Annotated in this window: 11 protein-coding genes; 5 read left to right on the forward strand and 6 right to left on the reverse strand. The window is 56.9% G+C overall.

Annotated features, from left to right (window positions below; all coding sequences use genetic code 11):
* Window positions 1-34: 34 nt before the first annotated feature.
* A complete protein-coding gene (locus tag RAC90_RS16440; protein ID WP_205953708.1) occupies window positions 35-844 on the reverse strand; it encodes a 5'-nucleotidase, lipoprotein e(P4) family in 810 nt (269 codons plus the stop codon).
* A gap of 109 nt (window positions 845-953) precedes the next feature.
* Here RAC90_RS16440 and RAC90_RS16445 point away from each other — a divergent pair, with 109 nt between their 5' ends.
* Both RAC90_RS16445 and RAC90_RS16450 read left to right on the forward strand, forming a co-directional pair.
* On the forward strand, window positions 954-1,661 hold the full coding sequence (locus RAC90_RS16445; RefSeq protein ID WP_375124559.1) for a polyphenol oxidase family protein: 708 nt from the start codon (window positions 954-956) through the stop codon (window positions 1,659-1,661).
* Window positions 1,662-1,831: 170 nt separating this feature from the next.
* Window positions 1,832-3,853 carry an FAD-dependent oxidoreductase gene (locus RAC90_RS16450; protein WP_375124560.1) on the forward strand — a complete coding sequence of 674 codons (2,022 nt, stop codon included), beginning with the start codon at window positions 1,832-1,834 and terminating at the stop codon, window positions 3,851-3,853.
* On the opposite strand, the gene rlmG is transcribed toward RAC90_RS16450, so the two are convergent.
* Window positions 3,854-4,972, reverse strand: a complete 1,119-nt coding sequence (rlmG, locus tag RAC90_RS16455) for a 23S rRNA (guanine(1835)-N(2))-methyltransferase RlmG (protein ID WP_033739973.1) — start codon at window positions 4,970-4,972, stop codon at window positions 3,854-3,856.
* Between the two features lie 82 nt (window positions 4,973-5,054).
* Between rlmG and RAC90_RS16460 the strand changes: the two genes are divergently transcribed.
* Window positions 5,055-5,558, forward strand: a complete 504-nt coding sequence (locus tag RAC90_RS16460; RefSeq protein ID WP_006118297.1) for a M48 family metallopeptidase — start codon at window positions 5,055-5,057, stop codon at window positions 5,556-5,558.
* Here the strand turns inward: RAC90_RS16460 and RAC90_RS16465 are convergent.
* Window positions 5,555-7,243 (reverse strand): chloride channel protein, encoded by a 1,689-nt coding sequence (locus RAC90_RS16465; protein WP_185200445.1) that lies wholly within the window; start codon window positions 7,241-7,243, stop codon window positions 5,555-5,557. The two genes, RAC90_RS16460 and RAC90_RS16465, sit on opposite strands and share 4 nt — an antisense overlap.
* Before the next feature lie 134 nt (window positions 7,244-7,377).
* On the opposite strand from RAC90_RS16465, the gene RAC90_RS16470 reads away from it, so the two are divergent.
* Both RAC90_RS16470 and RAC90_RS16475 read left to right on the forward strand, forming a co-directional pair.
* A complete protein-coding gene (locus RAC90_RS16470; protein WP_375124561.1) occupies window positions 7,378-8,358 on the forward strand; it encodes a Gfo/Idh/MocA family protein in 981 nt (326 codons plus the stop codon).
* A gap of 259 nt (window positions 8,359-8,617) precedes the next feature.
* Window positions 8,618-9,589, forward strand: a complete 972-nt coding sequence (locus tag RAC90_RS16475; RefSeq protein ID WP_033739986.1) for a TerC family protein — start codon at window positions 8,618-8,620, stop codon at window positions 9,587-9,589.
* A 55-nt stretch (window positions 9,590-9,644) separates the two neighbouring features.
* Here RAC90_RS16475 and RAC90_RS16480 read toward each other — a convergent pair whose 3' ends face one another.
* The 3 genes from RAC90_RS16480 to uxaC are packed head-to-tail and all read right to left on the reverse strand — an operon-like array spanning window position 9,645 to window position 14,004.
* Window positions 9,645-11,135, reverse strand: a complete 1,491-nt coding sequence (locus RAC90_RS16480) for a UxaA family hydrolase (protein WP_006118300.1) — start codon at window positions 11,133-11,135, stop codon at window positions 9,645-9,647.
* Entirely contained in the window at window positions 11,135-12,586 is a 1,452-nt protein-coding gene (locus tag RAC90_RS16485) for a tagaturonate reductase (RefSeq protein ID WP_375124571.1), read from the reverse strand. The genes RAC90_RS16480 and RAC90_RS16485 overlap by 1 nt, the downstream gene beginning before the upstream one ends.
* A 2-nt stretch (window positions 12,587-12,588) precedes the next feature.
* A complete protein-coding gene (gene uxaC, locus RAC90_RS16490; RefSeq protein ID WP_039341898.1) occupies window positions 12,589-14,004 on the reverse strand; it encodes a glucuronate isomerase in 1,416 nt (471 codons plus the stop codon).
* Between the last annotated feature and the right edge of the window lie 47 nt (window positions 14,005-14,051).

Here is a 14,051-nt window from a genome sequence, read left to right on the forward strand (position 1 = left end):
CGCCCGCCCAGTGCAGGCGCTTCATATTGACATTTTATTTACCGTTCCAGGCGTTGAGGCGCGCCTCACGAACGGAAAGCTGTTGTTGTGGTGTCAGCTTATTGTAATTTTCCGCCATGCCGCTTTCCCAGTCGCCATACAATGGATTGGGTAAAACAATAAATTGCGTACCGAAAAGCGCGTGATTACTGTCGACAAATGCCCGACGCTGCGCGTTACCCTGATGCCAGGTTGCGCCGCCAAAATCATTCAGGTTGTCACCGATATATAAAACGACATTGTAGCCCGCATTTTTAATGGCATCGAAACGCGCCTGCTTGTTTGAGGAGTCGGTTTTCAGGCTGACCGTTTTCTCACTGACTCCGCTGAAGCCAAGCTGCTGCAGGTTGGCCACCGTGGCGGCATAGTCTTTTTGATCGCGATTGGAAACGTAAAAAACGGTGCCGCCATGGCTGTTGACGTAGCGGGCGAATTCCACCGCGCCGGGCACCGCTTTTGCCTGCCGCGCCTGTGTCCAGGCTGACCAGGTTTTGTCGCTGAAAGGCTGGCCATTCTTCACCTGCCACGCGCTATAGGCACTGTTGTCCAGCATAGTTTCATCTAAATCGACAATGACCGCTTTAGGCTTGCCCGCCAGCGAAGCCGATTGATCAAAGGCCAGACGGGCGCTGTTGAATGCCTGCCAGCAGAGCGCCTGATATTCGCCGGACTGCTGGAACCAGTTCAGGGCCAGGACCGATTGTTGCCCCAGTTGCTGCTGTGCCTGCTGTCGGGCAGGTTGCGCGCAACCTGCCAGTGCCAGCGCAACCACCGCCGACAGCGCGAAATTCACTGAATGTTTCATCGTTTTATCCTAAGGTGTGAAAGATTTAAGTGGGTAACGCTTCAAAAATGTAGCAGTTAACGTAAGCTGAGGGCAGCAACATTACACGCTGTTTCAACAGGAGATGAGGATGTCCGCTACACCGCGTTCGCCGTTGCTTGATGCACTTGACTGGGTCGATTATGCGTTTCAGCCCGCAGGCGAACCGCCTCCTGATGATGCCGCCTATGCCCATCAGCTTCACAGCGCCGTCGTGTTAACCGACACTCACACTATTCCACCCAAAAGCGGTGATGCAGATGGCGTGATCGCCACCGGCCACCGCCCCGTCGCGGTTTACACTGCCGACTGTTTACCGGTGCTGTTTGCCGACAGCCAGCAGAAACAGGTTGCCGCTGTTCATGCGGGTCTGCAGGGGACCCTGGCTGGCGTGCTGTATCGGGCGGTAGCGCATCTTTGCGAACGCGGTGCCACGCCAGCGAGCCTGACGGTGGCGATTGGCCCGGCGCTGGCTCCCTGCTGTTTTGAGCTGGATCGTCAGCGTCTGGCAGAGATTGAACAGATGCCCGACATGCCATTGCCCCTGCGCTATTATGCGGTTCAGCCCCACAATCCCGGCGCTCAGCGCCCCCAGGCCGTTGCTACCCGTGGCGGTGTCTGGTTTGATCTACCGTATCTGGCGACGCAAATGCTGATAAAAGCAGGCATTCCGGCAGAAAACATTGACCCTGTCCACCAGTGCACCTATTGCACTACCGAGGCGGGCTCCAGCTACCGTTTCAACACGCATCACGGCAGTGGCTATCGTTCCCGCTATTCCTGGATTCGCCGCCGCTGAGGTTGCGCGCACATCCGCTGGCCTTCCCCTGCATTTCCCCGGCCTGGCCGTTTTATGTGGCGGCTAAGGCCGCTTTTATGATGTTTCTCACAGCCTGATGCCATTTCACTTTTTTTTAACAGAAAAATGGTTAAAGCTAACTCATCCGACCACTTTATCTGTGAGTGATTATGACTGTGCTGCCCTCATCCTACCCGGCGTTGTTTACGCCCCTTGATCTGGGGTTTACTCAGCTCAGAAACCGCTTTTTGATGGGATCTATGCACACCGGTCTGGAAGAGCGTGAAGATGGCGCGGCCAGGCTGGCGGCATTCTATGGCGAACGGGCACGGGAAGGCGTGGCGCTGATCTTGACGGGCGGCGTGTCGCCCAATCCTCAGGGCGTGACCGCCGCACACGGTGCGGTGCTGAACCAGGATTCACAGTGTGACTGGCACCGGCAAATCACCGCCGCCGTGCATCAGCACGGGGGAAAAATCGCGCTGCAGATTTTGCATACTGGCCGTTACAGTTTTCAGCGCGATCTGGTTGCGCCCTCTGCAATACAGGCCCCCATTAACCGTTTTACGCCGCGGGAACTGAGCGACGCCGAGGTTGAGCAGACCATTGCCGACTTCGCGCACTGTGCCCGTCTGGCGCAAAAAGCGGGCTACGACGGCGTAGAAATCATGGGCTCCGAAGGGTACCTGATTAATCAGTTTCTGGTACCGCACACCAACCAGCGTCAGGACCGCTGGGGCGGCGATTTTACCGGGCGCATGCAGTTTGCTTTAGCGGTCACCCGCGCGGTCCGTCAGGCCACCGGCGACCGTTTTATCATTATCTTCCGCTTGTCGATGCTGGACCTAATTGAGCAAGGTAGTACGCTGGACGAAACGCTACGACTGGCAACAGCGCTGGAACGCTGTGGCGTGACGCTGTTTAACACCGGCATTGGCTGGCACGAAGCTCGCATTCCGACCATTGCGACCTGCGTGCCCCGCGCCGCCTTCGCGTGGGTCACGCGCCGCTTGCGCCAACACGTTGCCGTGCCCGTGGTGGCAACGAATCGAATCAACCATCCACAGGTGGCAGAACAGCTTTTGCAGGATGGCTGTGCGGACATGGTTTCCATGGCGCGACCGTTCCTGGCCGATGCCGCGTTTGTCAGCAAGGCGCAACGGGGGGATGACGACAGTATCAACACCTGTATCGCCTGTAATCAGGCCTGTCTGGATCAGATCTTTGCCGGTCACGTCACCGCCTGTCTGGTCAACCCGCGTGCCTGCCACGAATCCCTCATGCCGGTGACACCGGCGCACATGCCCAAACGGCTGGCGGTTGTAGGGGCCGGTCCGGCAGGTATGGCGTTTGCCTTACAGGCGGCTGAACGCGGCCACCAGGTCACCCTTTATGAGGCGGCCGATGAGATCGGCGGACAGTTCAATATCGCCCGACAGATCCCAGGGAAAGAGGAATTCAGCGAAACCCTGCGCTATTTTCGCCATCGTCTGCCGGCGGCGGGCGTGGTAATCAAAACAGGCTGTCGGGTCACCGCTCCCCTGTTGGCAGACGCCGATGAAGTCATCCTGGCGACCGGCATTAAACCGCGTACGCCAGATATGCCCGGTATTGATCATCCCAAAGTCCTGAGCTATCTGGCCGTGCTGGCGGATAAGCGTCCGGTTGGTGCACGCGTGGCGATTATTGGCGCGGGCGGGATCGGGTTTGATACGGCTGAATATCTGTCTGAACCGCCCGCAAACGAAACCACCGGGGATTTTTATCGCGAATGGGGCATCGATCAGAGCCTGACGCAGCGCGGCGGCGTGATTGCGCCCGCGCCACAGCCTTCACCGCGTCAAATCTGGCTGCTTCAGCGCAAGCCCGGCAAGCCCGGTGCCACGCTGGCGAAAACGACCGGCTGGATCCATCGCAGCAGTCTCCAGTCACGGGGAGTTGAAATGTGGGGCGGGATTGAGTATCTGGCGATTGATGATGAAGGGCTGCATATCCGGCGCGACGGCGAGCGCCTGCTCCTGCCGGTCGACAACGTGATTATTTGTGCCGGTCAGGAGCCGCAACGCGAGCTGGAAGCGGCGCTGCGGGCAAACGGTAAACCCGTGCAGGTGATTGGCGGGGCCGACGTCGCGCAGGAGCTGGATGCCCGTCGGGCGATAGCCCAGGCCACCGCGCTGGCGTTAACGCTGTAGTTAACGCATTTTCACTGCACGCAGCACCACAAATTTTTTGTTGGAGGCAACCAGGGTGCAGTTGCCAAAGAGCTTCTTCAGCTTGTGGTGATAATCCAGGTGACGGTTGCCGACAATGCGCAGCTCCCCGCCGTATTGCAGGCAGCGCTTTGCGTCACGGAACATCTGCCAGGCCAGGTGATCGGTCACCGCGTGCTGCTGGTGGAACGGCGGATTACACAAGACCGCATGCAGCGTATCGGAAGGATAACCGCTCAGGACATTATTGACCCGGAACTGACAGCGTGACAGATCGTCCGGGCGGTTGATCTCTACGTTTAACCGGCTGGACGCCACCGCCATGTATGACTCATCAAGAAAATGCACCTCCGCCTCGGGATTTTGTGCCAGCGCCATCAAGCCAATCACGCCGTTGCCACAGCCCAGATCGACAATCTCGCCTTCAATATTTTCCGGCAGGTGCTGCATGAACAAGCGCGCGCCAATATCCAGTGAAGAGCGGGAAAAGACGTTGGCGTGGTTATGGATCTGATAAGGCGTACCGTCCAGCGACCAGACCTGGGTAGGCGATTTTTCGCGCAGCGCAGGCTGGGTGAACTGGCTGTAAATCACGCGCGCTTTTTTGACGGCCAGTGAGGTTTTGGTCTCACCAATGATTTGCTCAAACAATTGCAGAGTGGAGGTATGAATCTCTTTCGCACGCCCCGCCGCCATTATCACGGTCTCTGGCGTGATAACCTGACGCACTGCGCGCAGTTGCTGCTCCAGCAACGCCAGGGTTTTAGGAATTTTGATCAAGACCAGTGCCGGTGCGGCCGGCAACGGTGCCAGGCTGTCAAGGAACTGGACATCGCTGTCGTCCAGCGCATTCAGGCGCAGGTTCTGACGCGTGGCCTGCTGACTCAGCCAGGAGTCACTGATATGCCACAGCGGACGGGTGTTCAGTGCGCAGGTTAACGCCCCAAAGCTGTCGTTAAAGATTAACGCTGGACCAGGCGGCAGGCTTTGCTGCAGGAGATATTCATCAGCGGCATCCCAGGCTTGTAACGGACTTTCGTCACGCATCTGCGGGAAACGGTGCAGGATCAGTGTGCGATCGTTCAGTTCAAGTTGGCTCATGAATTCTCCGGCGTGGTACACTTTGGTTGATTTTCGCCCCAAAAAGGGGGCGCAGTATACTGTCTTTCGCCGGGAATCTCTAATGTCCTCACTGATCTATCTTCAGGGTTATCCTGAGTCCATCCTTGAACAGGTGCAAACGCTCATCGATCGCCAGCGTCTGGGCCCGGTGCTGCAACAGCGCTATCCCGACAGACACGATGTGATGAGTGATAAGGCGCTGTATGACTTTACGCTGGCACTGAAAAACCGCTTCATGCGCAACGCGCCGCCCATCAATAAGGTGATTTGGGATAACAAAATCAAGGTGATGAAGCACGCGCTGGGCCTGCACACGGCCATTTCCCGTGTGCAGGGCGGCAACCTGAAGGCCAAAGCGGAGATTCGTATTTCCACGTTTTTCCGCCAGGCGCCTGAGCCTTTTTTACGCATGATCGTGGTACATGAGCTGGCGCACCTGAAAGAGAAAAATCACGACAAGGCGTTTTATCAGCTGTGCTGCCATATGGAACCGGACTATCACCAGCTCGAATTCGACGCCCGCCTGTGGATGACAGAACAGGCTTTGCAGGGCAATGCGGCTTAGAGAAACTCCTGCGCTTTCTGAATCAGGCTGGTTTTGGTCAGCGCGCCTAAAAAACGGCGCTCCTGGGGATTATTCAGGACAGGCAGACGTTCCAGCGTGACGGCTGCAAAAGCTTCCCATCCTTCCCGCAGGCTTTGGTTTTGATAGGCCACCGGGAAATCCTCATCCATCACGCACTGCACCGGCGAGTCCAGATTAATCTCCTGCGCCAGCACCCGGCGGGATATTTCGTGAATGGAAACCACGCCCAGAAACGCGCCCTGCGCATTGATGACGTACACATAGCGCTCACGCTTAAGCGAACTCACCGCCAGTGCTTCCCCAACCGAGGCCTCAGGTTGCAGGGCCGCCCCCGGAATGATCAGTTCGCTGATGCGCATATTATCGAAGTCATATTTGGCTTCAGAACGGTTGAAATGGTGCGTCACGACGGGATAAGTACTGGCCATTTGCAGGCGGTAGACCACCATTGTCGCCAGAACGGCCGCTATCATCACCGGAAACAGCAGGCTGCTGTTGAGCGTCATTTCCAGCACCATTAACATGGCCATTAACGGCGCCTGACTGACGGCCGCCAGGACGGCCGCCATGCCAACAGCGGCGAACAGCAGGACATTATTCAGGGGAAGATGCAGGGCAACCCCACACAACGCGATGACCATACCCAGCAGCGCCCCGATCAGCAAGGACGGTGTAAACAACCCGCCCACCGCATTGGAGCCTACCGAGAGGCTGGTCGCGAGCGTTTTTAAGACCAGCAGCAGCAGTAAACCTGATAACACATAATGCCCTGCCATCACCTTTACAATGACTTCATAGCCGTTCCCCAGGATATCGGTCGAGACCAGCGCCAGCAGGCCCACGGCAAAGCCACCCGCCCCAAGACGTAGCGGTAAGGACCGGACCCGACTGAACAGCGTTTTAGCACGGGCGATCAGGCGAATCAGGAGCAAACCGGCCAGCCCGGACAGTAAGCCAATCAGGACGGTAATCAGCAGGCTGCTGACATCCATCGTGAAACTCACCTCGGCCAGCGGATAAAGCGCATTACGAAAGCCCAGCGCCCACATGGTCATGACCGCAACAGCGGAGGAGACCACCAGCGGAATCAGGCGTTGCAGGGCGGAGATACCAAACGCGATCTCTGCCACGAAAATGGCCGATGCCAGCGGCGCATGGTAGACCGAGGAAAGACCAGCTGCGGCGGCCATGGCGACGACGTCGCTGTTTTTTAACTGCACGCCAGGCGGCAACAGGCGGCCGATCATGCTGCCACAGAGCGCGGCCAGTTGAACCATCGGGCCTTCTTTACCGATTGACGCGCCGCTGCCAATACTGGCAACCGAAGACAGCGCCCGGAAAAGGGAGGTTTTCGTCGGCACGGCGTCAAGGCGGGCATTAATGACTTCGAGATAGTCGGTCTTGACGGTTTGCTGCCGCTCTATCGCGACCGCGTAGCGCAGGAAGAAACCGGCCAGCAGACCGCCCACGCCGACCAGAACGGGCCAGAACAGCATGGGCCAGAGATGGATGGATTCGGTGATGTCGTTGCTGCGGCCAAACAGCAGATAATTGATGAACTCAATCGTTTCGCGGAACAGCAAAGTAACTAACGAGGCGGCACAGCCCACCGGCACGGCAATCAGTAATGTGGTCCAGTTTAATGCGTGTTTGCTTCCTTTCACCTGCGCTCCCCGTCTTGTGCTTAACGTGCGGTATTCAGACATAGTATTGGAATGGCGATCTCAGGATCAACGTCTGATGTTGCCTGCCGGATGCCAGATGCTACTCTGCACTTTTACCTGCGCAGGAGATCACTGTGATTCGCTTTGCCATTGTGGGAACGAACTGGATAACGCGTCAGTTCATCGAGGCGGCACACGAAACCGGCAAGATGAGGCTGTGTGCCGTCTATTCACGTACCCGGGAGCAGGCCGCGGCATTCTGCTATGACTATCCTTGCGACCAGCGCTTTACGTCGCTGGCGGCCATGGCCGCCTGTCCTGATATCGACGCCGTCTATATCGCCAGTCCCAATGCCCTGCATTGTCAGCAGGCCATGCTGTTTATGTCGCAGGGCAAGCACGTCATTTGTGAGAAACCGCTGGCCTCGAATCTGCACGAGGTCGAAGCCATGATCGCCTGCGCCCGCCAGTATCAGGTGGTGCTGTTCGAAGCCTTCAAGACCGCCAGCTTACCCAACTTTATTCAACTCCAACAAGGGCTGCCTGCGCTTGGCACAGTGCGCAAAGCGCTGCTGAACTATTGTCAGTATTCGTCCCGTTATCCGCGTTACCTGAACGGCGAACATCCCAACACCTTCGATCCTCGCTGGTCCAACGGATCCATCATGGATATCGGCTACTATTGCCTGGCGGTCGCCGTCACGCTGTGGGGCGAGCCCCGGCAGGTGCTTGCCTCGGCCACCCTGCTGGAAAGTGGCGTGGACGGCCACGGCACCGTGAATCTGAATTATGGTGAGTTTGATGTCACGATAGTGCACTCAAAAGTCAGCGACTCGGTACTGGCCAGTGAAATCCAGGGGGAAGCGGGATCGCTGGTGGTGACACGTATTTCTGAGTGTCCATCTGTGACCTTTATTCCGCGTGTCGGGGAGAAACAGGATTGGAGCCAGCCTCAACACATCAATACCCTGCTGTATGAAGCAGAAACCTTTGTACGACTGGTAGAACAGCGCCATGTCAGCCATCCGGCGCTGGACATTTCCCGTAGCGTTGCAAAATTACTGACCGAGATCCGACGTCAGACCGGCGTGGTCTTTCCGGCCGACAGTGCCTGAGTGTAAATATTTCAAAATATGACGGGCAGACGATTGATTCCTGACGGCCAGCCACGTAATTTATCGGCTTGCAAAGGGGAGTAACTTGTAAGCTGATTGATCGTCACTACGTTGCGTACGCATCCGGTCATCAGGCAACCCAGAATCCATTCCTGAGTTGTAAGTGAGACCTTGCCGGAAGGCGAGGTTTGCTTACACAGAATAAGCGGCTGACGTCTTCTGACCTCAGCCGTTTTTTTATTTCAGACAGGATACGATTATGCAAACTGTAGGTACGCCACTCCTCTGGGGCAGTTTTGCGGTTGTAGTACTTATCATGCTGGCGATTGACCTGTTCCTGCAGGGCCGTCGCGGTTCGCAAACCATGTCCTTCAAACAGGCTGCCGTCTGGTCGCTGATTTGGGTCTCCGTCTCGCTCCTGTTCAGTGCGGCGTTCTGGTGGTATCTGGACGGTACCGCCGGGCGTGACGTGGCGACCAGCCAGACGCTGGCTTTCCTGACCGGTTACGTGCTGGAAAAATCGCTGGCGGTAGACAACGTCTTTGTCTGGCTGATGCTGTTCAGCTACTTCTCTGTTCCGGCCAACCTGCAGCGCCGCGTCCTGATCTACGGTGTACTGGGCGCTATCGTTTTGCGCACCATCATGATTTTTGCAGGTAGCTGGCTGGTAACGCAGTTTAGCTGGATCCTCTATGTCTTCGGTGCCTTCCTGCTGTTTACCGGTATCAAAATGGCGATGGCGAAAGAGGACGATGCAGCCGTGGGCGACAAACCGGTTGTGCGCTGGCTGCGTAAACATTTGCGCATGACCGATACGCTGGACGGGGAAAAATTCTTTACGCGGAAAAACGGCGTGCTGTTTGCGACGCCGCTGCTTTTGGTACTGATCATGGTCGAACTGAGCGATGTCATTTTTGCCGTCGACAGCATTCCGGCCATCTTTGCCGTCACCACCGATCCCTTTATCGTTCTGACCTCAAACCTGTTTGCGATTCTGGGTCTGCGCGCCATGTACTTCCTGCTGTCTAACGTGGCGGAACGTTTCTCGATGCTGAAATATGGTCTGGCTGTCGTGCTGGTCTTTATCGGTATAAAAATGTTGATTGTCGATATCTACCACATTCCGGTAGCGATATCGCTGGGCATCGTCGGAACGATTCTGGCATCGACGCTGCTGATCAACGCCTGGGTTAACCGTCAGAATGACAAAAAGAAGCTGAATAAGCCGTAACGGCACGGCAAGGAAAAGCACGGAACAAGGGCGGCATGGGTGCCGCCCTTGTGATTTACAGCGTCACACCGCTCTTGAAAATCGCGAGCTCACGAAAATCATTTTGTTCGTTACGGGTGCGTTGCCCGTTGGCAATGGCCACAATCGTGTCCACGAAATCGGCCAGCAGCGCCTCCATGCTCATGCCCTCAACCAGCCTTCCGGCATTAAAATCAATCCAGTGCGGTTTCTTTTCAGCCAGCGGCGTATTGGTGGCCAGCTTAACGGTCGGTACGAATCCGCCGTAAGGGGTTCCGCGTCCGGTGCTGAACAGCACCATATGACAGCCTGCGCCCGCCAGGGCACTGGTCGCCACTGCATCATTGCCCGGTGCGCTTAACAGATTAAGGCCGGGTACCGTCAGGCGTTCACCGTACTTCAGTACGTCCACCACCTGACTTTGCCCCGCTTTTTGTGTGCAACCGAGCGACTTCTCTTCCAGCGTAGTGATGCCGCCGGCTTTATTGCCCGGAGACGGATTTTCATAAATAGGTTGATGGTGATCGATAAAGTACTGTTTGAAATCGTTGATCATTGCCACGGTTTTATCGAAGGTCGCGCGGTCGCGACAGCGCCCCATCAGAATGCGCTCGGCACCAAACATTTCGGGGACTTCGGTCAGCACCGTTGTGCCGCCGTTGGCGATCATCTGATCAGAAAAACGCCCCAGCAGCGGATTGGCGGTAATGCCTGAGAAGCCATCAGAGCCGCCACATTCCAGACCAAATTTCAGCTCGCTGAGTTTGCCCGGTGTACGGCGATCGTGACGCATTTTTTCGTACAGTGCGTGCAGGCGTTCCAGCCCGGCTTCTATTTCATCGTCATGCTGCTGGCAGACCATGAACGCAACGCGGTCGCTTTCAAACGCCCCTAATGTTTCACGAAAGGCATCGACCTGATTATTCTCACAGCCCAGGCCAATCACCAGCACCGCGCCCGCGTTTGGATGACGCACCATGTTTTGCAACATGGTGCGGGTGTTCTCATGGTCCTGACCCAACTGTGAACAGCCAAATGTGTGGCTGAAAAGAAACGCCCCGTCGGTTCCGGCCGCGTCCTGGGTTTCTTTCAGGAAACGCTGCAGAATTTGCCGGGCAATTCCGTTAACACAGCCGACGGTCGGTAAGATCCACAGCTCGTTGCGAATGCCTGCCTCACCGTTGGCGCGGCGGTAGAGCTGCACGTCGCGATCGCCAGGTTGAGGCGTTAAGGCTGGCGGCTCTGGCTGGTAGTCGTACTGGTCGAGATCGCTAAGATTGGTACGTGCATTGTGCGAATGCACCCGTTCTCCGGCCCCGATAGCCTGCGTGGCGTGCGCGATGGGCAACCCGTATTTCACGACCGTTTCGCCTTTCTCCAGCGAGCGTAAGGCAAACTTATGCCCCCGCTCCACGGCCTGTCGTAACGTCACGGGGTGATCCGCCAGCGCAATTGACGTCCCGATGTCGATATCCTGCAACGCCACGGCGACATTGTCCTGCGGATGAATTTTTATGGCGTCTTGCATCATGATCTCCGGTGGCTCAGCGCGTCGCGTATTCCATGCGCGAGAATGCGTTGCAGATGGTGGCTGACCGTTTCGGTCAGGCCGGGTAGCTGAGTTAAATCCTGTCCCCAGTGCGATGCCTCACCTAAAACCTGCTGAACCAACGCCGCGGGAGAAAGACGTTGTGCGCTGACGGCAGCCCAGCTCTCTGAATAACGCTGAAACCAGTACGGCTCGTCCTGCAAGGTCCAGCGCTTGTCTGCCTGTTCGCCCCGGTAAAACGCGATCAGGGCGGCAAGCGCAAACGTCAGGTTTGTTGGCCACTGGCCGGTTTGCTGATGGGCAGTCAGTAATGGCTGCAGCAAACGTGTGCGAAATTTGGTCATGCCATTAAGAGCGATAGACAGCAGCGCATGGTGGATAAAGGGGTTACGAAAGCGGCGCAGTACCGCGTCGGCGAAGGCGTTAAGCTCATCAGCGGGCAGATCGAGCGTAGGGATGATCTCTTTGCGCAGGAGATCGTCAATATACCCAGCGACCTGTGTATCCTCCATCGCCTCGCCCACGCTCTCCAGGCCCGCCAGAAACGCCACCGGCACCATTGCGGTGTGCGCGCCATTCAGAATGGCCACTTTTTGGGCTTTATACGGGGCGATATCCTCAACCCGGCGCACGTTGGGTGCCAGCGCCGTCAGCCTGAGTTCGTCAAACAGCGCGGCGGGGCCTTGCAGAACGAACTGATAATAGACCTCGCCCGCTACCAGGAAGTGATCCTGATAACCCAGTTGTGCCTCAAGCGCGGCGCTGTCGGCCGGAAACCCGGTGACGATGCGATCCACCAGCGTGTTATAGAACGCACAGCTTGTCGTTACCCAGCGTGTAAAGGCGTCCGGTAACTGCCAGTGTTCGGCATAGCGGAGCACCAGCGCGCGCAGCATATCGCCATTATGATCGACCAACTCGCACGGCACGATAAGCCAGCCTTTGCTTTCGTCACCGGCAACGTGCTGATAACGCGCCCAAAGCAGCTGCGTCAGTTTGCCGGGAAAGCTGGCGGCGGGCGAATCGGTCAGCCGATCCGTTTCGCTAAACGCGATGCCCGCTTCGGTGGTATTCGAGAAAACAAAGCGTATGTCGGGCTGGCGCGCCAGCGCCATAAACGCATCGAACTGCGTGTAAGGCTGGATTTCACGGTTCACACTGCGGATCAGGCGGCTTTCGCTCACCGACTCACCCTGCGCGTTCAGGCCACGAATCAAGGTCGTATAAAGGCCGTCCTGCTGATTTAACGTGTCGCTGACTGCGCGATTGCGCGGCCTGACCACCACCACACCGGCATCCGTTCCCTGATGCTCATTGAGCCAGTCCAGTTGCCAGTCGATAAAAGCACGCAGAAAATTGCCTTCACCAAACTGAATCACGCGATCGTGGTAGACCGCGCCGGGAAAGTCGTGGCGGTTCAGCCGCGTCATCATCAGGCTCCCAGCTCAATGCCAAAATAGTCGCGCGCATTGTTAAAGCAGATGTTTTGCACCATCTGTCCTAACAAGGCTTCATCGGCCGGGGCTTCGCCGTGATCCACCCAACGACCAATCATCTGGCACAGCAGACGACGGAAATACTCGTGGCGGGTATACGAGAGGAAGCTTCGGCTGTCGGTTAACATGCCCACGAAACGGCTCAGCAGACCGATTTGGGCCAGCTGCGTCATCTGACGTTGCATGCCATCCAGTTGATCGTTAAACCACCAGGCGGAGCCAAACTGCATTTTCCCGGCCTGGCCTTCTCCCTGGAAGTTGCCGGCCATAGTTGCCAGCACTTCGTTGTCACGCGGATTCAGGCAATAAAGGACCGTTTTAGGCAGCGCATTATTGAGGTTTTGCGCACCCAGCAAACGAGCCAGCGGTTCTGCCACAGGCTGATCGTTAATGGAGTCAAAACCGACGTCCGCGCCTAACAGCTGGAACTGGCGCTGATTGGTATTGCGTAACGCACCAATGTGGTATTGCTGCACCCATCCGCGACGGGCGTACTCGCCGCCCAGCCAGACCAGCACCGCCGTTTTGAACTGGGCGATCGCCTGTGCATCGGGTTTGGCACCACTGCGACGGTGCGCCAGAATCCTGTCCAGCGTCGTTTCATCGGCCTCGGCATAACACACGACATCCAGCGCATGATCGGAAATCTTACAGCCGTGTGCGGCAAAGTGGTCCAGCCGTTTGCTGAGCGCCTGACGTAAATCATCGAAGCGTTGCACGCTGACATCAGTAAGGCTTTCCAGCTTTTCAATCCACGGCAAAAAGGTGTCCGCTTCGATGTTGAACGCTTTATCCGGACGCCAGCTTGGCAGCACCTTAACGTTGAAACTGCCGTCTTCGGCGATCGCACGATGGTGCACCAGATCGTCCAGCGGATCGTCGGTGGTGCCGACCATTTTCACATTCATCTGCTGCATGATACCGCGCGCGGTGAAAGTGTCCTGAGCCAGCAGATCGTTACAGCGCTGCCAGATCTCATCCGCCGTTTTTTCTGACAACAGGACGCCGGTAATCCCGAACGGGCGGCGCAGCTCCAGGTGCGTCCAGTGGTAAAGCGGGTTGCCGATGGTGTGCGGTACGGTCCGTGCCCAGGCATTAAATTTCTCGCGATCGCTGGCATCACCGGTGCACAGCGCCTCAGCCACGCCGTTTGCCCGCATCGCGCGCCATTTATAGTGATCCCCTTTCAGCCAGATATCGTAGAGATTGGCAAAACGGTAGTTTTCAGCGATCTGTTGCGGCGGTAAATGGCAGTGATAGTCGTAGACAGGCTGGTCTTTGGCGTAGTCGTGGTAAAGACGACGGGCGAACTCTGTGTCCAGCAAAAAATCCTCGGTCATGAAACGCGACATAAAAAGCTTCCTTATGGGATACACCCTGAATGGCTCAAAGTTATCAT

Source organism: Pantoea sp. CS_6 (genome assembly GCF_041954745.1).
Classification (GTDB): Bacteria; Pseudomonadota; Gammaproteobacteria; order Enterobacterales; family Enterobacteriaceae; genus Pantoea; species Pantoea stewartii.

Bases quoted from the DNA above. Each gene is read 5' to 3' on its own strand.
- rlmG (WP_033739973.1), bottom strand. From the start codon at position 4,972: ATGAGCCAACTTGAACTGAACGATCGCACACTGATCCTGCACCGTTTC.
- RAC90_RS16440 (WP_205953708.1), bottom strand. From the start codon at position 844: ATGAAACATTCAGTGAATTTCGCGCTGTCGGCGGTGGTTGCGCTGGCA.
- RAC90_RS16480 (WP_006118300.1), bottom strand. From the start codon at position 11,135: ATGCAAGACGCCATAAAAATTCATCCGCAGGACAATGTCGCCGTGGCG.
- RAC90_RS16485 (WP_375124571.1), bottom strand. From the start codon at position 12,586: ATGACGCGGCTGAACCGCCACGACTTTCCCGGCGCGGTCTACCACGAT.
- uxaC (WP_039341898.1), bottom strand. From the start codon at position 14,004: ATGTCGCGTTTCATGACCGAGGATTTTTTGCTGGACACAGAGTTCGCC.
- RAC90_RS16475 (WP_033739986.1), top strand. From the start codon at position 8,618: ATGCAAACTGTAGGTACGCCACTCCTCTGGGGCAGTTTTGCGGTTGTA.
- RAC90_RS16445 (WP_375124559.1), top strand. From the start codon at position 954: ATGTCCGCTACACCGCGTTCGCCGTTGCTTGATGCACTTGACTGGGTC.
- RAC90_RS16460 (WP_006118297.1), top strand. From the start codon at position 5,055: ATGTCCTCACTGATCTATCTTCAGGGTTATCCTGAGTCCATCCTTGAA.
- RAC90_RS16450 (WP_375124560.1), top strand. From the start codon at position 1,832: ATGACTGTGCTGCCCTCATCCTACCCGGCGTTGTTTACGCCCCTTGAT.